The organism is Staphylococcus pasteuri (genome assembly GCF_030547725.1).
GTDB lineage: Bacteria > Bacillota > Bacilli > Staphylococcales > Staphylococcaceae > Staphylococcus > Staphylococcus pasteuri.
Genome location: NZ_JAUOQO010000001.1, coordinates 99,841 through 121,272, shown reverse-complemented (window position 1 = coordinate 121,272; position 21,432 = coordinate 99,841). Strand labels below are relative to the sequence as shown.

The window sequence follows — 21,432 nt, the reverse complement described above, 5'->3', positions numbered from 1 at the left end:
TTAACTTAATTGAAATCATTAGTTGGCTTTTTTATATCTGTGAAATTAATTTGATTTTGAAATGTACGCCGTTCGTTGTAGGAATAATATGAATACTGCCATTATGATAATCAATAGCTTCTTTGATAATGGTTAATCCTAAACCATGATTAACTTTGTTGGTCGCTTTAGTACTATAACCAGGTTTGAAAATATCATTTTTATTACTTGGTAATCCTTGACCATTATCTTTGTAATCAATTAAAAGAGTATTTTCAATTTTATCAAACAATATATTAATTTTTGGATTTAGATTATTATGTTCAATGCTATTTTCTATTAAGTTGATAAGACATCTTTCAAAATATAATTTATTACCATAAAAAGTTTCTTCTTGATCAAATAGAAAAGAGAGTTCTATATTGTCATAACCAATAGAGGAAACGAATTTTTCTACTGTATATTGAATTGGAAAACCTTCTTTATCATGTTTCATTTGATTTGTTTCGTTATCAAAATCTTTATTTAAACTTTGTATCAAATCTTCCATGTATTTAGCTTTTTCTGATATAAGATTTAAATATTTTTTATTTGAGTCATCAACTTCAATTATTTTTGAATAACCATAGATAGACGTTAGTGGTGATTTTAAATCATGTGAAATTTGAGAAATCCATTTTGATTTATAATAGTTAATCTGATTTTGGTATATTTTGTCTTGAAGTAATTGTTGATTTAATGATGTTAATGATTTGTGTAATTCTGGATACGTTTTACTATATTTCTTAATATTACCTTTAGTATTCGGTTGATGCAGTTTTTCCTTAGATAGATTACCAATCCAATCAATATAATAGCCTAAAGGTTTAGTTAGCCTTCTTGATACTAAATAAGAAGTAATTAACGCTAATACTACATTGATGATTAAAGCACTAAATAAAATAATTGGAATTTCACTCATACGGTCATGTGGATCATTGTTAATTTGAGTTTTGTCTAATATAGCTCGCTGGTTACTATTATAACGAAAAGAGAGTTTTTCATTATTATAGTTATATTCATATTTATTGTAGTCATGTGTCGTAATACTTTGTAGTAATTGATGAGAATTGATCTGATTTGAGTTTGTTACATATGTTTTTTTATGATTCTTATATATATAAATGAAATATGTTCTTTCATCTTTATATGTGGGTACTGCGTTAGATTTATTGATGTTTTTTAAAATTATTGGCTTTATATTTTTGTTTTTTAAATGGTTTGGATATAAAATATTTCCATTTTTATTTGTAAAATAAATGTTAGCATCTTCTTTTTTAGAAAGTGTTTGTATATATTGTGAAGGTTTATCTACCGATTGCGTAAATGTGAAAAAATCAGGTTCTATACTACGTAAATCTGTATATAGATGCTTTAAAGTAAAATTCATAATTAATAAAATAGAAACCATTGCTATTATTATCGTTAATGTTAAAAATATCGTTAAGTATTTAAAAAACTTTAATATAAATCGTTTATTCATAATGATTATCCTTAAATATGTATCCTTTTCCACGTAATGTTTTTATGAATTGTGGATGATTAGGATCTTTTTCAATTTTTCGTCGTAACATTCTAATATGTACCATCAATGTATTGTCATCAACTGATGTTTCATATCCCCAAACTTTTGCGTAAATTTGATCCTTAGATAAAATTTGATTTTTATTATTAATAAAATAGAAAAGTAAGTCTAGTTCCCGAGCTGTGAGTGTAACAGGTTGTTCGTTAATTTGAACTAAACCACTTTTAAAATTAACTGTTAAATGTTCATGTTTATACGTATCATTTGGTGTTTCTTTTAAATGAAGAGACACTCTATAATATAATTCCATTGGATCAAAGGGCTTTTTAATATAATCGACAACACCTTTTTCAAACCCTCTATATAATTCTATATTTTCTTCCTTAGCGGTAACGACTATTACTGAGGTAGATGATAAATCAATATACTTCATTAATTCATATCCATCTTCTGATTTTAAATTTAAATCTAATAATATGACATTGTATGTATATTGATTTATAAAGTTTAAGCCTTCTTCTATATCATCAGCCGTATCTATAGATGAAATTCCTTTAGTTGTTAAAGAAAGTTTGATTAATTCTTGAATATCTTTATCGTCTTCAATGATTAATATTTGAGAATTCATTTTATCCACCTCACTGATATAGTTTACGCGTTATTAAATAATTAAACTATGAAACTTTCGATATTTAAGGAAAATTTAAACTTAAAATAAATGAAGCTTTATTTATATGTCATAACATGAAATTAAATAATAAGTTTAGGAGATGTTAGCAATGAAAAAAGTTCTAGTGACTTCTTGTGTTTTTATAATTTCAGTCTTAACACTATTATTCGTGAGAGAATTGGGAGAGTATTTCAATTTAACTTTCTTTAACTTCTTAGAGGGACCATACGTCATTTGTGGTATTTCTTTTATTAATACTTTATTAATCTATTTTGGTGAAATTAAAGAGAAATACGATAATAAACTAAAGATGGGGGATAATATAAAATGAAAGTCCTAGGTTATCTAATGTCTTTTTTGTTAATGATTATAGTAACATACAATATTTTAAGATTTGTTTTAGTGTTTATTGAAAATGGGTTGCATAAAGATTTTGGAATGGAAATGTTATTACACAATTCATATATAGTTAATGGTAGTTTAATATGCACACTGATTTTGATTGTAGCTTTGGAAATCATTAATCATGCCATTGGTGAAGACAAATTTTAAAATTTTAAATTCCTGACAAACAAAAGTATTAATTTATATTATATAATGTAACAGTTACTAATCTAATTAAATGGGTTTGTAGCTGTTTTTTTGATGCTACAAATATTGTATTTTTATAGGGAAGGGGGATATATTATGTCGTTGATGCGTATCATCACCTTCATATTCAGTGTATTTATCGTTGGAATGGTTGAGATGATGGTAGCTGGAATTATGAATTTAATGAGTCAGGACTTACATGTATCAGAAGCCGTAATAGGTCAACTAGTGACTTTATATGCTTTAACCTTTGCGATTTGTGGGCCAATACTTGTTAAAGTAACACAACGTTTTAAAGCTAAATCAGTCCTGTTATGGACCTTAATTGCTTTTATTATAGGGAATTTAATTATAGCAGTCGCACCTAATTTCACGATATTAGTTATAGGTCGAATTCTTTCATCTGCAGCGGCCTCATTAATTATTGTTAAAGTACTAGCGCTCACTGCAATGTTAACGCCAGCTAAAAATCGAGGGAAAATGATAGGAATCGTTTATTCAGGTTTTAGCGGAGCAAATGTGTTTGGAGTGCCTGTAGGAACATTAATAGGTGATATGGTAGGTTGGCGATTTACATTTGTATTTATAGTTGTTATCAGTGTTATTGTAGGAATTTTAATGATGTTTTTCCTACCTAAAGAGAATGAATTAAGTCATACTAATAACTCAAACACTAATCATAGCAATAAAGTCATATCAAAAGTATTACGTCCTGGTGAAGTTGCTAAATTTATAACAATTACATTCTTGATTTTAGTTGCAAACTCAGTCACATTTGTATATATTAATCCACTTATATTATCAAATGGTCACGAAATGTCATTTGTATCACTCGCATTATTAATTAATGGTGTTGCTGGTGTCATTGGTACATCATTAGGTGGTATTTTTGCTGATAAATGGACAAGTAAGCGTTGGTTGATTATTTCAATTACGATATTTATTGTAATGATGCTTATTTTGAACTTCATATTATCAGGTACTATTATGTTATTAATTGGTTTATTTGTATGGAATATTATGCAATGGAGTACTAATCCTGCCGTACAAAGTGGTCTTATCGAACAAGTTGAAGGCGACACAAGTCAAGTGATGAGTTGGAACATGTCTAGTTTGAATGCCGGAATAGGAATGGGTGGCATTATAGGTGGACTCGTTGTATCAAATATGTCAGTTCACTTTGTGACTTATACGAGTGCATTCATTGGATTTTTAGGTTTAATTGTTACTATAGCATTAAAAAATAATCATTTTGCTAAAAATTAAATTTTTAAGTAAACAAAAGCGTCTCCCAAAAGAGGAGACGCTTTTATTTGTATTTAAATGGTCTTTTATTGTCTTCATTATAAGGGGGCCAAGGCATTTTACTGTGTGTAGCAAAGTAACATAAATCATGTATCATTTTCGAGCTTAACTTTGTTTCATGCTGTGTAACAGATAATTGATGCGCTTTTAAAATATTCAAGTTACCAAACCAAAAAATCATATCTAAAATATGATATGCACTTTTATAGTACTTACTATCAGTACGATGCCACTGGAAACAAGCTAACCATATATTTGGGTTATGTTTCATGTCATTTAAGAAACGATGTACTGGCTGTTGAAAAATATACTTAGTAATACAATCTGATTGCTGTTTGGCAGATATCGCTTCCGTCGAATCGATATTAACTTTATTAAATGACATGGCTTCAACAAATCGTTCGGGAGTTAGTTTGCGTGATTCATTTTTTATATAAATATCACCTTCATTTTTCGTATATGAAACGAAGATGGGTTTTGAAAAGTTAGCATTATTAAAGTCCATATCAGCTGTTTGAATGGGTGCATATATTAATTCCAATCCTTTTGAATTACCTCGCGATGTTTGATCTAACATCATGATATTTAATATATCGTCAGTCGATAATGCATCTATTGAGACATTAGGATATTGTTTTGAGATTAAGTTACTAAATCTTTGAGCTTTATCATACCCTATTGTTGGGCTATCTAAGTTTAAGATGCCACTTAGCAACATTACTTTATGGAAGTATGGATAAGTATGAGGTAATTGCATTAAAGCCATAATGCTCATACTTCCTGCTGATTGTCCCATTAATGTGACATTGTTAGGATCACCGCCGAAATCTTCAATGTTTTGGTGAACCCATTTTAAAACATTTAGTTGATCAGATAAGCCATTATTTAAATCATAATTAGAATTGATATAAGACCAATCTAAAAATCCCCATGCACCTAAACGATAGTTAAAAGTGATGACAATGACATCTTCTTGTTTTACAACATTTTTAGGAGAGTATAATTCGGCATTAGCATGACCATTGATAAAGCCTCCACCGTAAAAATAAATAATAACTGGACGTGATTCAGAATGGTGATGCTGTCGCCATATATTCAAATATAGACACTCTTCATGTTGAGAAAATTGATTGAAATGGTAGTCATCATCATTTGAGAAAAAGTCTTCAAGTTGATTATAAGGTTGAGGAGGAATACTTTGAACATGTGTTGCATGTATAGCTTCAGACCATTGTTTATAAACTTTAGAATGATTAAAACGTCCATTAGACAAGGTGGCATACGGAATACCAAGAAATGTATCTATACCATCTTTATGAATACCATTAATTTCTCCATTGCTTGTTTTCACGTTCACCATACACACCACTCGTCCTCTCAATTCGTACTATATATTCACTATATAATAAATGATTGATAACTTCTAACAACATACAAAAAACTGCTAAAGACTATTTTTAGTCATTAGCAGTTTTCAATATATTATTTATTTTGTTCTTGCTCTTCTTGTTGTTCTTGACGTTTTTCGGCGATTTTTTCGCGTCTTTCACGACGTTTACGTTTCTTAAGTTTATCACCCATATTGCTGTTCATTTTCTTAGCGCGTCTGAAATAGACACTTTCGAATGAACTAATTGCACCTAATTGATAGAAAATAAGGGCAACAATAATGATAACTAAGAAATCCCATGGATAATGAATCCAGTTTAAACCTTTGAACTCTTTACTACCGATAAATGATAGGAAAGAAAGTACAATTAGGTAAATGATAATCCATAAACTTCCGCCGATTTGTTTTTTAGTGTTTTTCCAATTCATTTTATATTCATAGAAGAAATAAATTGGTAAACCTAAAATAATGATTAAAATAACTTCTGCAGTCGTTGGCCACATAGCCCAATAAATAGCTAATGAAGCAAGTACGAATGACAGTGGTGCCATGAATTTTAAAATTCTAGCTCTGAATGGACGCGTCATCTTAGGTCCCATTTTACGTAATGCGATAACTGTTGTTGGACCTGTTAAATAAGCAACTAATGTTGCAGTTGAAATAACGGCTGCTAGTGTACCCCAATCGCGGAATAATGTCACCATTACCATACTGATAATAGCATTAAAGACAATTGCAACACGTGGGATTTTATATTTTTCATTCATTTTTCCTAAGAATTTAGGAATGTGACCATTTTTTTCCATTGCACGTAACACACGACCAGTTACAGCAACAAATGATACACCAGTACCAAATGGTGATACTACAGCTTCAATATAAAGTAAAATAGCTAACCAATTTAATCCTAATAAAATAGCCATATCAGCGAATGGAGAGTTAAAGTTAATACCGCTCCAACCATGTTCATGAATCATTGATTGTGGCATTGAAGTGATAAATGTACTTTGTAAAATAACATATAGTACAGCACTAATAGTTAATGAAATTGCAATACCACGTGCGATATTTTTTTCAGGACTCTTGATTTCTGATCCCATATTAATGATTGTTTGGAATGCATTAAATGAGAAGATAATACCAGACATTGTAGTCGCAGCAAATATTGGTGCACTTCCGTATGGCATGAATGTACCTACAGAATGACCATAATTACCAGTGTCAAATCCAGATACCATTAACATGATAATTGTTAATAATGGTACACCTAATTTAAAGAATGAAATTAAGCTAGTAAATGAAGTTAGTAATTTTACTGACCAATAGTTTAATAATGAAAAGATGATAATAATAGCATAAACGGCGAATAAACCAGAAGTACTTATCGAACCGTCTTTCATTAAGGCACTCATTGGCTTAGCCCAATCCCAAGGCCAAGAACTCATATATTGAACAGCAGATACTGCTTCAATAGGGATAATCGTTACTAGTGATACCCAGTTTGCCCAAGCGGCTATGAAACCAAGTAGTGAACCATGTGTATATTGAGCATAGTTACTCATACCACCCGATTGTGGGAACATAGTTCCAATTTCTATGTAGTTATAAGCAATTGTTCCTATAACTACGAATCCAATAATCCAAGAAATGATAGCTGCTGGGCCTGCAACAGAAGATGCTTCCCATGCACCGAATAACCAACCTGAACCAATTAATGATCCTAGTCCGAGTAACACTAATTGGGGCAGATTAATCTTGCTGTTATTCGATTCTGTTTCATTTTTATTTGCCATATTGACTCCTCATTCTTTTATATTCTGAAAATACTACGCCATTATTATACGCTAGTTAAAATATTAGTCAAATGCATATATTGTAATTTTTGTATAAATGTATAAAAATAGTGTTTTAAATATTTTGGTATATAATAGTGAATAAATCACTGGAAAAAGTAGAAAGTAGGGCAAACAAATGAGTAGTCAAAAAAATATCAATGCTGATGTGGAAGCATTTTTAAAAAAGGATAGTCAATGGAAAGATGAATTCAATTATTTAAGAGAGACCATTGTAAATTTTGATGATTTAGAAGAAACAATGAAATGGATGCACCCTTGTTACACAATTAATAATAAAAACGTTGTTTTAATACACGGGTTTAAAGAATATGTTGCGGTTATGTTTTTCAAAGGTGCATTAATAGAAGACAGTTACAACACGCTAATTCAACAAACGAAAAACGTACAATCTGCAAGACAGTTACGATTTGAAAAATTAGAAGATATTCAATCACGAAAAGAAGAAATTATTGATTATGTGAAACAAGCGATAGACATTGAAAAAGCAGGTAAAGAAGTAAAATTAAAGAAAACAGAGGACTATGAAGTTCCAGATGAACTACAACAACAATTTGATAAAATGCCAGAGTTAAAAGAAGCATTTAAACAATTAACACCTGGGAGACAACGACAATATTTACATCATATCGGAGAAGCAAAACGCGCAGATACTAGACAAAAGCGTGTGGATAAATATATTAATCATATCCTTGAAGGTAAAGGTATGCATGATAAGTAATAACTAAGCGAAGCTAACAGTAATCATATACTGCTAACTTCGCTTAGTCTTTTTATATAGTAAGAGTTTAAACAATGCCAATGATTATTAATGGAATCTCATGCCACCATCAACGATGATTGTTTGGCCAGTAATATAGTCTGAATCTTTACCAGCTAAAAAGCTAACAACATTGGATACATCTTCTGGTTGGGATAGTTTTCCTAAAGCAATTTGATCAGTAAATTGTTTCCATCCCCAAGATTCAGGTTGGCCAGCTTCTTCAGCTGTTTTTTTAGCTATGCCTTCCATCATTGGTGTATGGACAATACCTGGCGCATACGCATTTACTGTGATAGATTCATTTGCCAAATCACGCGCAGCAACTTGTGTTAAACCTCTCACTGCAAATTTACTACTACTATAAAGTGATAAACCTGCATTTCCTTCAACGCCAGCTTGTGATGTGGCGTTAATAATTTTACCACCATGACCTAACTGTTTAAATTGAGCATGTGCTGCTTGAATACCCCATAGTACACCTTTCACATTGACACCATATACTTTGTCAAAGTCTTCAGGGGTAATAGAATCAATAGGTGTCATAGGACCTAAACCTGCATTACTTACTAGTACGTGTAAGTCTCCAAAGTGTTCTACTGTTTGATTCATCGCATTGAATACATCGTCTCGATTTGAAACATCAGCTTTGATTGCGATTACTTTTGAATCATCTTGTGATAGAGCATGTGCTGCTTGATTTGCACCTTCTCCATTGAAATCTACAATAGCCAATTTAAAACCATCTGAGAATAAACGTTTAGCAATTTGATAACCAATACCTTGTGCGCCACCAGTTACAACTGCTACTTTATTTTGTTCATTCATTTTTAACCCTTCTTTTTATTATTTTTTAATACAAGTTCAAAATATCACAAAAGAACATTAGGTATTCATAAATGTGTAACATAAAAATACTTTTCGATTTATTGTCATTAATTATTAAAATAACTTTCACAATTCATAATTTTAAGCTAGAAATACAATGTTTATCGTTTTGTAATTCAAATTAAAATTATGAATATCTTTATAAATTTGTTAAGTTTAAATAAATGAATTTTGTAAAAACGCAATATGTTTATTAAAATTATATAGGGTATATATTTATATCGTTGTCGAATATGCATACATAGAAACCTAAAGCCAATGTTATACACATAGCAGTAACATAATGACATCTTTTTAAAATTAAACATTGAAGGTAAAGACCATCGTACGCTTGTTCAACCAATATTATTTATTAGTTAACAACTGTTCTGCTGGTCTTTTAAATTGTATAGTGATATTCGCCATTTTTTACTTAATGGAAGGGGAAAATAATCATGTTAAGTATTAAGAATTTAACCAAGATTTACTCTGGGAATAAAAAGGCAGTTGATAATTTATCACTTGATATTGAATCAGGAGAGTTTATCGCATTTATTGGGACGAGTGGTAGTGGTAAGACAACTGCATTAAGAATGATTAACCGAATGATTGAGGCCACTGATGGAGAAATCCAGATGAATGGCAAAGATGTTCGTCATATGAATCCCGTGGAATTAAGAAGAAGTATCGGTTATGTTATTCAACAAATTGGTTTAATGCCGCATATGACAATTAGAGAAAATATTGTATTAGTACCTAAATTATTAAAGTGGTCTAAAGAAAAGAAAGATGCAAAAGCAAAAGAGTTAATTCAACTTGTTGATTTACCAGTTGAATATTTAGATCGCTATCCAGCTGAATTATCTGGTGGACAACAACAACGTATTGGCGTAGTGAGAGCACTCGCTGCTGAACAAGATATCATTTTAATGGATGAACCTTTTGGTGCGCTTGATCCGATTACTCGAGATACGTTACAAGATTTAGTTAAAGAATTACAACGAAAATTAGGTAAAACATTTATTTTCGTTACACATGACATGGATGAAGCAATTAAACTCGCAGATAAAATTTGCATCATGTCACAAGGTAAAGTTGTGCAATTTGATACGCCAGATAATATATTAAGAAACCCAGCCAATGATTTCGTTAAAGACTTTATTGGTCAAAACAGATTGATCCAAGATAGACCAAATATGAAAACAGTTGAAGGTGCCATGATTAAACCTGTTACTGTTCATGCAGATGATTCATTGAATGATGCAGTTAATATCATGCGTGAGAGACGTGTAGATACCATATTTGTGGTGAATAGCCATGACAAACTACTTGGTTTCTTAGATATAGAAGATATTAACCAGGGTTTAAGAGCTAAAAAAGAACTGATTGATACAATGCAACGTGATATTTATAAAGTACATATTGATTCCAAATTACAAGATTCAGTTAGAACTATTTTAAAACGTAATGTGAGAAACATACCTGTTGTTGATAATGACAATAAATTAATAGGTCTTATCACACGTGCAAACTTAGTTGATATCGTATATGACTCCATTTGGGGCGACGGTGATACTGAAGTGTCAGAATCTTTAGAGCCCAATGAGACAAACATTTCAAATGGGAATGAATCTTTAAATAATCTTCACACTCAAGACGACACTCATCAACATGTGAATACATCTTCTATAAACAAGATGAATAAGGATGAAGCGGGAGATGAACGATAATGAAAGCATTTTTGAATGAATATGGAAGCCAGCTCGTATCAAAGACGATTGAACATTTCTATATTTCTATCATTGCTTTATTAATTGCAATCGTCGTAGCTGTTCCTGTTGGCATCTTATTATCTAAAACGACTAAAACTGCTAATGTTGTATTAACGATAGCTGGCGTACTTCAAACGATACCGACTTTAGCTGTATTGGCCATTATGATACCTATTTTCGGAGTAGGTAAGACACCTGCCATTGTTGCATTATTTATTTATGTATTATTACCGATTTTGAATAATACTGTTTTAGGTGTCAAAAATATAGACAAAAATGTTATACAAGCTGGACAAAGTATGGGTATGACACAATTTCAATTAATGAAAGATGTCCAATTGCCTCTAGCTTTACCATTAATTATTAGTGGCATTAGACTTTCAAGTGTTTATGTCATCAGCTGGGCTACTTTAGCGAGTTATGTTGGTGCTGGTGGACTAGGAGACTTAGTATTCAATGGATTAAATTTATATCAACCACCTATGATTATTAGTGCAGCTATTTTAGTTACATTGTTAGCATTAATTGTCGACATGCTATTATCATTAGTTGAAAAATGGGCGGTACCTAAAGGATTAAAAGTATCTAGATAAGAAAAGGGAGGATGTAACAATATGAAGAAACATATTAAATATACAGTGATTCTTATTGCCTTGTCCCTCTTAGTATTATCTGGATGTAGTTTACCAGGTTTAGGTGACGGCAATTCAAAAAATGATGTTAAAATCACGACTACTGAAACAAGTGAAACAAAGATTATTGCAAATATGGAGAAACTAATGATTGAACATGAAACTAAAGGCAAAATCAAGCCGACAATCATTGGGAACTTAGGATCAAGTATTATTCAACATAACGCATTGCAACGCGGCGACGTTAATATGTCAGCTGTAAGATACACAGGTACAGAATTAACTAGTGTGTTAAATGCAAAACCAACAAAAGATCCTAAAAAAGCGATGTCTGAATCACAAAAGCTTTTCAAGAAAAAATATGATCAAAAATATTATAATTCATTAGGATTTGCGAACACGTACGCATTTATGGTGACAAAAGAAACAGCTAAAAAATACCATTTAGAAAAAGTTTCAGACTTAGAAAAACATAAAAACGACTTGAAATTAGGTATGGATACACAATGGATGAATAGAGCAGGAGATGGATATCCAGCCTTCGTTAAAGATTACGGATTTAAATTTGCAAGTGCACGACCAATGCAAATAGGTTTAGTATATGATGCACTAAAAAATAAAAAATTGGATGTAGCTGTGGGATATTCTACTGATGGACGTATTGCAGCTTACGATTTGAAAATTTTAAAAGATGATCGTAAATTTTTCCCACCATATGATGGTAGTCCATTGGCTACAGAAAAAGTGATTAAAGATAATCCAAAAATTGATACAGCTTTGAAAAAGTTAGAAGGTAAAGTTTCAACTAAAGAAATGCAAAAGTTAAATTATGAAGCTGACGGTAAAGGGAAAGAACCTGCAATTATTGCAGAAGAATACTTGAAAAAACATAACTATTTTGATGATGACAAAAATAGTAAGAAAGGTGGTCAATAATTATGAAAGGTAATTTATTCCAATCTATTATTGAATATTATTCATTGAACTTTGGCTACCTTATGGAATTATTCTTTAAACATTTATTAATGTCAGTTTACGGTGTACTGTTTGCTTGTATTATAGGTATTCCATTAGGCATTGTCATAGCTCGATATAAGAAACTAGCTTGGCCTATTATTACAATTGCTAATATTATTCAAACAGTACCAGCCATAGCAATGCTTGCGATTTTGATGTTAGCTATGGGACTAGGTCCAACAACTGTTGTTGTAACAGTTTTCTTATATTCGCTACTCCCAATTATTAAAAATACTTATACAGGTATTGTAGATGTAGATGAAAATATTAAAGATGCTGGTAAGGGTATGGGAATGACTAGAAACCAAGTATTACGAATGATTGAGTTACCATTATCTTTATCAGTGATTATAGGTGGCATTCGTATTGCACTAGTAGTTGCAATCGGTATTGTTGCTATTGGGTCATTCATTGGTGCACCAACACTTGGTGATATTATTATTCGTGGAACTAACTCAACAGACGGTACAACATTCATTTTAGCAGGAGCGATACCAATTGCTTTAATAGCTATTTTAATTGATTTAGGATTACGTTTCTTAGAAAAACGACTAGATCCAACACGTAAAAACAAAAAGAAATTTGAACATCAACCACAACAAATTAAATAAATATAGAACAAGGTCAGGACTACTTTCATAGCCCTGACCTTGTTCTATTAATTTTAAATTACCACTACGTTTAACCTATAATAATATTGGCGCTAAAATAGGTACGATTGCTACTACAATAACACCTACAATAACAACTGCAATACTACCCATAGATTCTTCAGTTTCTCCCAATTCTTTAGCAGCAGCTACACCTAATGTGTGACCACTAGTACCTAAAGCAAGACCACGTGCAATTGGGTTTGAAATTTTGAACCATCTTACAATTTTAGTACCTAATGCAGAAATAACTACAGCATTTAAAATAACTGCTAATGATGTAAGTTCTTTCATACCACCGATACCTTCTGATACAGGTAAAGCGATTGCTGTTGTTGCAGCTTGAGGTAACATTGAAGCAACAATTTGATTACTGAATTGGAATAAAGTTGCAACTAGATAGATTAAAATAAGTGCAACGATAGTACCTAAAGCAATACCACCAAATATTTGTAACCAATATTTTTTTAATACGTCACGCTTTTTATATAAAGGAATTGCAAAACTAATCGTAGCTGGTTCTAAGAAGAAATTAATAATATCTCCACCTATTTTATAGTTTGCATAACTAATTCCTGTCAATTTTAAGAAAGCAATACCTACAACCATACTAACGAATAAAGGTGCAAGTAAGAAAAATCCATTCGTTTTTTTATAAAAATATGTAGCAATTACAAATGGAATAAGGGAAACTAAAATACCAAAATATGGAGTATTAATACCTAAATGTTCTACCATGATTAACCTCCTATACTACTAGTTTCTTCATTTTTCTCTTTACTAGGGAACAATGATTTTGTCACTAATAATTGAGAAGCGAAACCAGTACAAATTAATAAAAAGATTGTAGATAAAATGATTAATAAAATAATCAATATTGGACTTTGACTTAATACAGGTAATGAATTGATTACTGAAACGCCGGCTGGAACGAATAAAAAACTAATATTATTAGTTAAAGTAGTTCCTACTGTTTCGACTTGTTCTAATTTAACAATTCCAGTACATAAAGCGATAAATAATAAAACTAAACCAATTACTGAAGCGGGCATTGGGATAGGCATGAATGCTTCAATAATCTTAGAGATAAACAAAATAACTGCAATTGTTAAAGCTTGTTGGAAGAAATTGTACACTCTTCCAGATGTATGTTGAACTCTTTCTTTTGTAGAAGATGAGTTAGCCATAACATACATTCCTCCTGTTCTATTTGTATATGGATTCGGTAAGAACGTTTGGATTTGTCAAAAATAGGATTCACTTACTAATTTAAAACGTAAACTAAAAGATAAAGTTATTTAGTTTTAAAAAATAAAAAAATCAATTGCAAAGTTCAAACGAATCTTTTGTGAAGTAATTCACGAGCAATTATACAATATAATTCATATTAATTTGTACATTGAATTCGTCGTTTTCGTGACAATTTTCAAAAAATTTATCCTTTTATTTTTTAGTAAGTTTCGACAAATTCATTTATTATTATATAGTAAGCGCTTACCTATTTTAAAGATAATACTAAAAAATATATACTTCAAGATGTAATGGAAAAATAAAAGTAATTGGTGTAAAATATGTATTCATATATACAAATATTCTAAATATTAAAAGAAATTAAAGGGTATAGTAAAAAACTGATAAAATCGATCTAAAAGTAATCAAGCAAATAGAGAAATAGAAAAGGGAAAGCAGTTGTTTTTAAGTAAAAACTTTTACATAAATCGATTTAAAATGAGTAAGTAAAATATGGAAAGTGTTTTGTAGGAGGAATTAATATTTTATGAACAAAACTTCAAAGGAGTTTGAAGGAGACAATAGGCTTCTTCTAGGTATTATTTTAGGTGTTATTACTTTCTGGTTATTTGCACAATCATTAGTCAATTTAGTTGTGCCATTACAAACATCATTTAAAAGTGATATTGGCACTATTAATATAGCTGTTAGTTTAACAGCCTTAATGTCAGGACTATTCATTGTAGGTGCTGGTGATTTTGCAGATAAGTATGGGCGCGTAAAAGTTGCATACATTGGCTTAATATTAAATATTATTGGGTCTTTATTAATTATTATTACACCGTTAATACCTTTTTTAATTGCAGGTAGAATATTTCAAGGTTTATCAGCAGCATGTATTATGCCTGCAACCTTAGCTATTATTAACGAATATTATATTGGAACTGCAAGACAAAGAGCATTAAGTTATTGGTCAATTGGATCTTGGGGTGGTAGTGGTATTTGTACGCTATTTGGTGGTCTAATGTCCACACACTTTGGTTGGAGAACCATCTTTATTGTATCAATTGTATTGACATTATTGTCTATGTATTTAATTAAACACACTCCAGAAACGAAAGCAGAACCAGTAATCACTAAAAATGGTGAAGCAAAGAAATTTGATATTGTTGGCTTAATAATACTAATTATTTGTATGTTAAGTATTAACGTTATTATTACACAATCTTCTAAATTAGGATTATTTTCACCAATTATTATAAGTTTAATCGTAGTATTTTTTGTTTCACTAATAGGATTTATTATGTACGAAAATAAAATTAAATATCCTTTAGTAGACTTTAGCTTATTTGCTAATAAAGGGTACAGTGGAGCTACTGTTTCTAACTTTATGTTAAATGGTGTTGCAGGTGGTACGCTAATCGTAGTAAACACTTATTACCAGCAGCAACTTGATTTTAATGAATCTCAAACAGGTGTAATTTCTCTTACATATTTAATCGCTGTATTAATTATGATTCGTGTAGGTGAGAAGATTCTTCAAGCGCTAGGTCCGAAACGACCATTATTAATGGGTAGTGGTATAACAGCTATTGGATTAGTCTTACTATCTTTAACTTTCTTACCAGAACCTTGGTACATTACTTCAAGTGTTATCGGATATTTATTATTTGGTACAGGACTTGGTATTTATGCGACACCATCAACTGATACAGCTGTTGCACAAGCCCCTGATGATAAAGTAGGTGTTGCTTCAGGGGTTTATAAAATGGCTTCTTCTTTAGGCAATGCATTTGGCGTAGCTATATCGGGAACAATATATGGTACTTTTGCTTCGCAAATGAATATGGCATTAGGTGGCTTTATGGGCGTTGTATTAAATGCTGTCATCGCACTAATTGCATTCTTTGCCATTTTATTATTAGTACCTAAGAAACAAACAAATTTATAAGAATAGAATAAACGTTATTATTAAGGTCGAGACAAAAAGCATGTCTCGATCTTTATTTATACTCATTAATGTTAGAAAATTATGAAGATTTTGCTATTCACGTTGACGTTAAAGCAATTAAATAGTATTTTAAGTTTAACTTTATCATGGAATGAGGGATTTGAATGAAGATTGCTATTGCAGGTTCAGGTGCTTTAGGATGTGGATTTGGTGCTAAACTATTTCAACAAGGTTTTGATGTGACATTAATTGATAGTTGGATGACTCATGTTAAAGCAATTCAAACCAATGGCTTGCATATTGATATAAATGGAGAACGTTGTCATTTAGACATACCAATGTATAGTCATGAAGACATACCTAATAATGATGTTTATGATATAGTATTTTTATTTCCAAAATCGATGCAACTAAAAGATGTCCTAGATTATATCAAACCGCATTTAAGTGAAACGTCTATTGTTGTTTGTACTATGAATGGTTTGAAACATGAACGTTTAATTGAACAATATGTTAAAACATCGCAAATTGTAAGAGGTGTAACAACTTGGACAGCAGGAATAGAAAGTCCAGGTTGTACCCACTTGATGGGAAGCGGACCAGTTGAAGTAGGTGGACTTGTGCCAGAAGGGATGGATAATGCTCAAACCATTGTTGAAATATTAAATCAAGCCGGCTTAAATGGCACTTTAAGTGAAGATTTGCACCAGTCAATCTGGAAGAAAATTTGTGTTAATGGAACAGCGAATGCATTATGCACGATTTTAGAATGCAAAATGTCTTCATTAAATGAAAGTAACGATGCGAAAAATCTTATTTATAAAATTACCCAGGAAATTGTACATGTAGCAACCATTGATAATGTTCATTTAAATCTAGATGAAATATTTGAATATCTAATCGATCTCAATGACAAAGTCGGCCCTCATTTCCCTTCGATGTATCAAGATTTAATTAATAATCATCGCAAAACAGAAATAGATTATATTAATGGTGCTGTAGCTAAATTAGGTGTTGAGAACGGTATTGATGCACCAGTAAATCAATTTGTTGCTAATCTTATTCATGCTAAAGAAAATAAATTAGACGCACAATAGATGAAGTATATTTTAAGCTTATAAGCGTATAGAAATTTTTGCTTATAAGCTTATTTTTTAGGATTTAAATCAATAGTAAATATATCAATTATTGAAATAATTGATGATGAATGACTTAAAATATCATGATAGGGTAAATAAATTAAAATGTTGAATTAAGGAGATGCATATATGAATATTTCATATAAAAATGTATTAATAACTGGTATTGTTGGTGGTTTCTTAGGTGGAGCTGTCAAAATGGGTTGGGAAGCATTAATGCCACCTAGAACACCTGAACGTGATGAAGAACCGCCACCAATGACATTGTTGAATCAACTTGGCTTACCCGAAAACATTAAAAATGCTACTTATCACTACAACGGAAATGACATACCTTTAACAATTATGGGTGTGCATTATGGCTTTTCCATTGTAAATGCAATAAGCTATACATTGATTGCTGAGAAGTGTCCACAAGTGAAAGCTTTAAACGGTTCTATTTTTGGCATAATAGTTAATATAGCATTCCATGAATACTTATTACCTAAATTATCGTTGACACCAAAAGTGGAAGATTTACCTAAAGAAGAAAGATTATCTGAATTACTTGGGCATATTATTTGGATGAATACGATAGATTTTGTACACTCATCTAACAAGTAAAAATATCCCCCTAATAGAAAAAATAAAGAAAAGGTGAGAATATGAGTAAAATTTTTGTAACTGGAGCGACAGGTTTAATCGGAACAAAATTAACTAAAAGATTAATCGAAGAAGGACATGATGTAGCTGGATTTACTACATCTGAAAATGGTAAAGAAAAATTAGAATCATCTAATGTAAAAGCATATATTGGAGATATTCTAAAATACGATACTATTGATAGTGCTATTGCAGATTTCCGTCCAGAAATCATTATCAATCAAATCACAGATTTAAAAAATGTTGATATGTCTGCGAATACTAAAGTACGTGTTGAAGGATCAAAAAATTTAATTGATGCTGCTCAAAAATATGATGTGAAAAAAGTCATTGCACAAAGTATTGGTTTCGTTTATGAAGCAGGTGAAGGTCTTGCAACTGAAGAAACATCATTAGATTTAGATTCAACAGGTGATCGTAAAATTACAGTTGATGGTGTTATTGGTCTTGAAGAAGAAACATCTCGCATGGACGAATATGTCGTATTAAGATTTGGTTGGTTATACGGACCAGGTACTTGGTATGGAAAAGACGGAATGATTTATAATCAATTTATCGATGGTAAAGTAACATTGTCAGATGGCGTTACTTCATTTGTTCATCTTGATGATGCAGTTGAAACATCAATTCAGGCGTTAAACTTTGATAATGGTATTTATAACGTTGCTGATGACGAACCAGTTAAAGGTTCTGACTTCGCTGAATGGTATAAACAACAATTAAATGTTGATCCTGAAATTGATATTCAACCAGCACAACCATTTGAACGTGGTATCACAAATGATAAATTCAAAGCCCAAGGTGGTAAATTAATTTATTCAACTTGGAAAGATGGTATGAATCCTATCAAATAGTAATTTAAAATAAGCGACTTAATGTTACCTTTTATATAGGTGACATTAAGTCGCTTTTATTTTTTGATTAGTTATTTAATGGTTATCATTTTTAGTGTTTAATGACTTTCTAAGTTGTTCAGCTTCTAATTGTCCTACTTTTGAATAATGACGATGGGCAAAATGCATTTGAATAATTAAAAATGCAGCACTTATAGACCAATATAGGCCTAAAGCAGATGCAGATGTTAAAGATGCATAAGTAATAAATATAGGAGATAACACCATCATGACATAATAGGTTTTGCGTTCTTTTTTAGGATAATGAATAGAATTGACTAATGGCTGAATAAAATACATTAAAGCAGCAATCAAAGTCATCACAATATTCGGCTCTGTTAAATTAAACCATAAAAAATGTGGATATTTAGTAATACCATCACTACTGGGATATTTCAAACTCATATATAGTCCCATTAATATAGGAATTTGTATCACGATTGGTAAACAACCAACGACATTTTTAAATGGATTAATACCGTATTGTTTATACTTTTTCATTAATAATTGATTAGCTGCATTACGCTCTTCTTGAGAAGATGCATTTTTAATTTTTTCTCTAATTTTATCTATTTGTGGTTGAACTACTTTCGTTTTTTCTCGCATGATATGCATATTTTTAACTTGAATAAGCATAAATGGTAATAGAATAAAACGTACAATGAGTACTATTGTTATGATAGCTAGCCCATAGTTCTCGTTAAATAATCTACCTAATAAATGCAGTAACTTATCCATAGGTTGGACGAATGTATTATAAAAAACACCAGCACGATTGTCAGATTTTGAATAATCGCAACCTGTTAAAAATAAAACTACAACTAATAATATTGATATACGTTTGGCCATAAATGACTTCCTCTTTATAAAATATAGCTTTCGTGTAAAGGTATGAACTTTTTGCAATAACACAAATATTTTATGTTTAATATAACAGAAATAAGAGGGCGTTTTATCAAATTATTCGTAACTGTTAACTATTTGAACGTAAGTGTGTCACTTATTTATAGGATTTTTTACTTAAAATAATAATAGTGAGTAAAATAGTTATTGAAATAACACAACCGTAAAAGCTAAACAGTGCAAATTTGGCGTGGGTAGGTAACCATGTCATCACAAATGACCAACTATTATTTCCTAATACAAAATAAGGAATTAAATAAATAGCTACACTGATTAATACGAATACCAACATTAATGCTATAAAGGCATAGAGAGAAGCTTTACTTCTTTGAACTTTATATAAGCCATTTTTGATAGCAAATAAACGTTTAAAAATAAAATATAAGCTAATTAAAATACCTAATGCCGATAAAATAGTAATAACAATATTTATGTCATACGCTTGTTCTATCTTAGTTTCGATAGTCGTATAATGTTTATGGTTCATGACTTGTGCATTCAAGTGATCTGCTAGTTGTGATACTTTGGTAGATTTTAAATTTGCTAAAATAACGATACCGTACGACTTCTTAGGATTGAGTAATATAATTGAGGAATAGTTATCTAGCGTTCCAATATGATATACATAATTATTATTTGAATTGGTAAACCAACCTGCAGCATAACCATTTGCATTATCTTCACCTCTTGATTCATTGATAGTTTGATGTGATTGATTAACAATACGTTTTGTTTTGTTAGAAGGTGATAATTGCATTTTAACCCAATGTTCTAAATCTCTAGTATTCGACATTAAATAAGCTGAAGGTGTATCTCCAATATTGAACGATGGAGCACTTTGTTTAATAACTCCACTGGCTTGTTCATAGCCAACTGCTTCATTTTTATGCTTTGTATTTGTAGTTTTAAATGATGTTTGATTCATATGAAGCGGTTTTAAAATATTCTCTGTAATATAGGTTTGATAAGATTCCTTAGAAACATTTTGTATAACTAACCCCAATACATCGTAATTCATATTTGAATATTCAAATGTATCTCCAGGTTTATGATTTAATTCTTTTCCTTTGATACTATTAACTAAATTGTTGATTGAATCACCATATTGCTCGGTTTGATCCTCACTAGTAATGTTCGAAGGAATGCCACTCTTTTGCCCCAGAAGTTGCTTGATAGTGATATCATATTTTTTATCATTATATGTCATATAGAATCCAGGTATATATTTGGATACTTTATCGTTGAGATGAAGCTTTCCTTTATGTGCTAAATCTAATATGGCATATCCTGTAAAAGCTTTTGTATTAGAAGCAATTTCATATTTTGTTGTTGGTTTTGCTTTTATTTTCTTTTCAACATTTGCATAGCCATATCCTTTATTTAAAAAGACTTTATTATCTTTCACTATTAAAATTGAAGCACCTGGAATATCTCCAGCTTTCATGTCTGATTGTACAATTGTATCAATAAAGTTTTGTGATGATTTCGTTAGTAATGTTTCGCTTTTATTATAAGCTAAAAAATGTTTCGTAATAATAACGATTATAAGTATAACTATCGTAAAAATGAGAGTGATGATAAATGGCCTTTTTTTCATAGTTAGAGTTCCCTTTTTAAAATATGT

At 30.7% G+C, this 21,432-nt stretch carries 19 protein-coding genes; 10 read left to right on the top strand and 9 right to left on the bottom strand.

Annotated elements, in window-relative coordinates:
- Nucleotides 1-31: 31 nt before the first annotated feature.
- Both Q4528_RS00545 and Q4528_RS00540 read right to left on the bottom strand, forming a co-directional pair.
- Nucleotides 32-1,501 carry a sensor histidine kinase gene (locus Q4528_RS00545; protein WP_046467037.1) on the bottom strand — a complete coding sequence of 490 codons (1,470 nt, stop codon included), beginning with the start codon at nucleotides 1,499-1,501 and terminating at the stop codon, nucleotides 32-34.
- Nucleotides 1,494-2,171, bottom strand: a complete 678-nt coding sequence (locus Q4528_RS00540) for a response regulator transcription factor (RefSeq protein WP_046467038.1) — start codon at nucleotides 2,169-2,171, stop codon at nucleotides 1,494-1,496. The genes Q4528_RS00545 and Q4528_RS00540 overlap by 8 nt, the downstream gene beginning before the upstream one ends.
- Before the next feature lie 729 nt (nucleotides 2,172-2,900).
- On the opposite strand from Q4528_RS00540, the gene Q4528_RS00535 reads away from it, so the two are divergent.
- Nucleotides 2,901-4,070: an MFS transporter gene (locus Q4528_RS00535; RefSeq protein ID WP_046467040.1), complete on the top strand. Its 1,170-nt coding sequence runs from the start codon at nucleotides 2,901-2,903 to the stop codon at nucleotides 4,068-4,070.
- Between the two features lie 43 nt (nucleotides 4,071-4,113).
- On the opposite strand, the gene Q4528_RS00530 is transcribed toward Q4528_RS00535, so the two are convergent.
- Nucleotides 4,114-5,469 (bottom strand): carboxylesterase family protein, encoded by a 1,356-nt coding sequence (locus Q4528_RS00530; protein ID WP_046467041.1) that lies wholly within the window; start codon nucleotides 5,467-5,469, stop codon nucleotides 4,114-4,116.
- 122 nt (nucleotides 5,470-5,591) lie between these two features.
- The gene (locus Q4528_RS00525) at nucleotides 5,592-7,292 is read right to left on the bottom strand and encodes an APC family permease (protein WP_017637566.1); all 1,701 of its coding nucleotides are present in this window, start codon (nucleotides 7,290-7,292) and stop codon (nucleotides 5,592-5,594) included.
- 178 nt (nucleotides 7,293-7,470) lie between these two features.
- On the opposite strand from Q4528_RS00525, the gene Q4528_RS00520 reads away from it, so the two are divergent.
- Complete coding sequence (locus Q4528_RS00520; protein ID WP_017637567.1) at nucleotides 7,471-8,073, top strand: YdeI/OmpD-associated family protein; 603 nt, start codon at nucleotides 7,471-7,473, stop codon at nucleotides 8,071-8,073.
- Nucleotides 8,074-8,160: 87 nt separating this feature from the next.
- On the opposite strand, the gene Q4528_RS00515 is transcribed toward Q4528_RS00520, so the two are convergent.
- Nucleotides 8,161-8,940 (bottom strand): (S)-acetoin forming diacetyl reductase, encoded by a 780-nt coding sequence (locus tag Q4528_RS00515; RefSeq protein ID WP_046467042.1) that lies wholly within the window; start codon nucleotides 8,938-8,940, stop codon nucleotides 8,161-8,163.
- A gap of 494 nt (nucleotides 8,941-9,434) precedes the next feature.
- Between Q4528_RS00515 and Q4528_RS00510 the strand changes: the two genes are divergently transcribed.
- Genes Q4528_RS00510 through Q4528_RS00495 form a run of 4 tightly spaced genes read left to right on the top strand, consistent with a single transcriptional unit; the run spans nucleotide 9,435 to nucleotide 13,011 of the window.
- The gene (locus Q4528_RS00510) at nucleotides 9,435-10,709 is read left to right on the top strand and encodes a betaine/proline/choline family ABC transporter ATP-binding protein (protein ID WP_046467043.1); all 1,275 of its coding nucleotides are present in this window, start codon (nucleotides 9,435-9,437) and stop codon (nucleotides 10,707-10,709) included.
- Nucleotides 10,709-11,344, top strand: coding sequence for an ABC transporter permease (locus Q4528_RS00505; RefSeq protein ID WP_029056137.1), 636 nt, complete (start codon nucleotides 10,709-10,711; stop codon nucleotides 11,342-11,344). The genes Q4528_RS00510 and Q4528_RS00505 overlap by 1 nt, the downstream gene beginning before the upstream one ends.
- Before the next feature lie 21 nt (nucleotides 11,345-11,365).
- Entirely contained in the window at nucleotides 11,366-12,319 is a 954-nt protein-coding gene (locus tag Q4528_RS00500; RefSeq protein ID WP_017637571.1) for an osmoprotectant ABC transporter substrate-binding protein, read from the top strand.
- A gap of 2 nt (nucleotides 12,320-12,321) precedes the next feature.
- The gene (locus Q4528_RS00495; RefSeq protein ID WP_017637572.1) at nucleotides 12,322-13,011 is read left to right on the top strand and encodes an ABC transporter permease; all 690 of its coding nucleotides are present in this window, start codon (nucleotides 12,322-12,324) and stop codon (nucleotides 13,009-13,011) included.
- 75 nt (nucleotides 13,012-13,086) lie between these two features.
- Here Q4528_RS00495 and lrgB read toward each other — a convergent pair whose 3' ends face one another.
- Both lrgB and lrgA read right to left on the bottom strand, forming a co-directional pair.
- A complete protein-coding gene (gene lrgB, locus Q4528_RS00490) occupies nucleotides 13,087-13,788 on the bottom strand; it encodes an antiholin-like protein LrgB (RefSeq protein WP_017637573.1) in 702 nt (233 codons plus the stop codon).
- Between the two features lie 2 nt (nucleotides 13,789-13,790).
- Nucleotides 13,791-14,237: an antiholin-like murein hydrolase modulator LrgA gene (gene lrgA / locus Q4528_RS00485; protein ID WP_046467046.1), complete on the bottom strand. Its 447-nt coding sequence runs from the start codon at nucleotides 14,235-14,237 to the stop codon at nucleotides 13,791-13,793.
- Nucleotides 14,238-14,827: 590 nt separating this feature from the next.
- Here lrgA and Q4528_RS00480 point away from each other — a divergent pair.
- From Q4528_RS00480 to Q4528_RS00465, 4 genes are all read left to right on the top strand, one after another.
- Nucleotides 14,828-16,231, top strand: a complete 1,404-nt coding sequence (locus Q4528_RS00480) for an MFS transporter (protein WP_046467047.1) — start codon at nucleotides 14,828-14,830, stop codon at nucleotides 16,229-16,231.
- 164 nt (nucleotides 16,232-16,395) lie between these two features.
- A complete protein-coding gene (locus tag Q4528_RS00475; protein WP_017637576.1) occupies nucleotides 16,396-17,328 on the top strand; it encodes a 2-dehydropantoate 2-reductase in 933 nt (310 codons plus the stop codon).
- 171 nt (nucleotides 17,329-17,499) lie between these two features.
- On the top strand, nucleotides 17,500-17,973 hold the full coding sequence (locus tag Q4528_RS00470; RefSeq protein WP_029056141.1) for a DUF1440 domain-containing protein: 474 nt from the start codon (nucleotides 17,500-17,502) through the stop codon (nucleotides 17,971-17,973).
- 41 nt (nucleotides 17,974-18,014) lie between these two features.
- On the top strand, nucleotides 18,015-18,866 hold the full coding sequence (locus Q4528_RS00465) for an NAD-dependent epimerase/dehydratase family protein (RefSeq protein ID WP_029056142.1): 852 nt from the start codon (nucleotides 18,015-18,017) through the stop codon (nucleotides 18,864-18,866).
- Between the two features lie 75 nt (nucleotides 18,867-18,941).
- Here Q4528_RS00465 and yidC read toward each other — a convergent pair whose 3' ends face one another.
- A complete protein-coding gene (gene yidC / locus Q4528_RS00460) occupies nucleotides 18,942-19,754 on the bottom strand; it encodes a membrane protein insertase YidC (protein ID WP_017637578.1) in 813 nt (270 codons plus the stop codon).
- Between the two features lie 151 nt (nucleotides 19,755-19,905).
- Entirely contained in the window at nucleotides 19,906-21,405 is a 1,500-nt protein-coding gene (locus tag Q4528_RS00455) for a serine hydrolase FLP (RefSeq protein WP_046467048.1), read from the bottom strand.
- Nucleotides 21,406-21,432 lie beyond the last annotated feature (27 nt).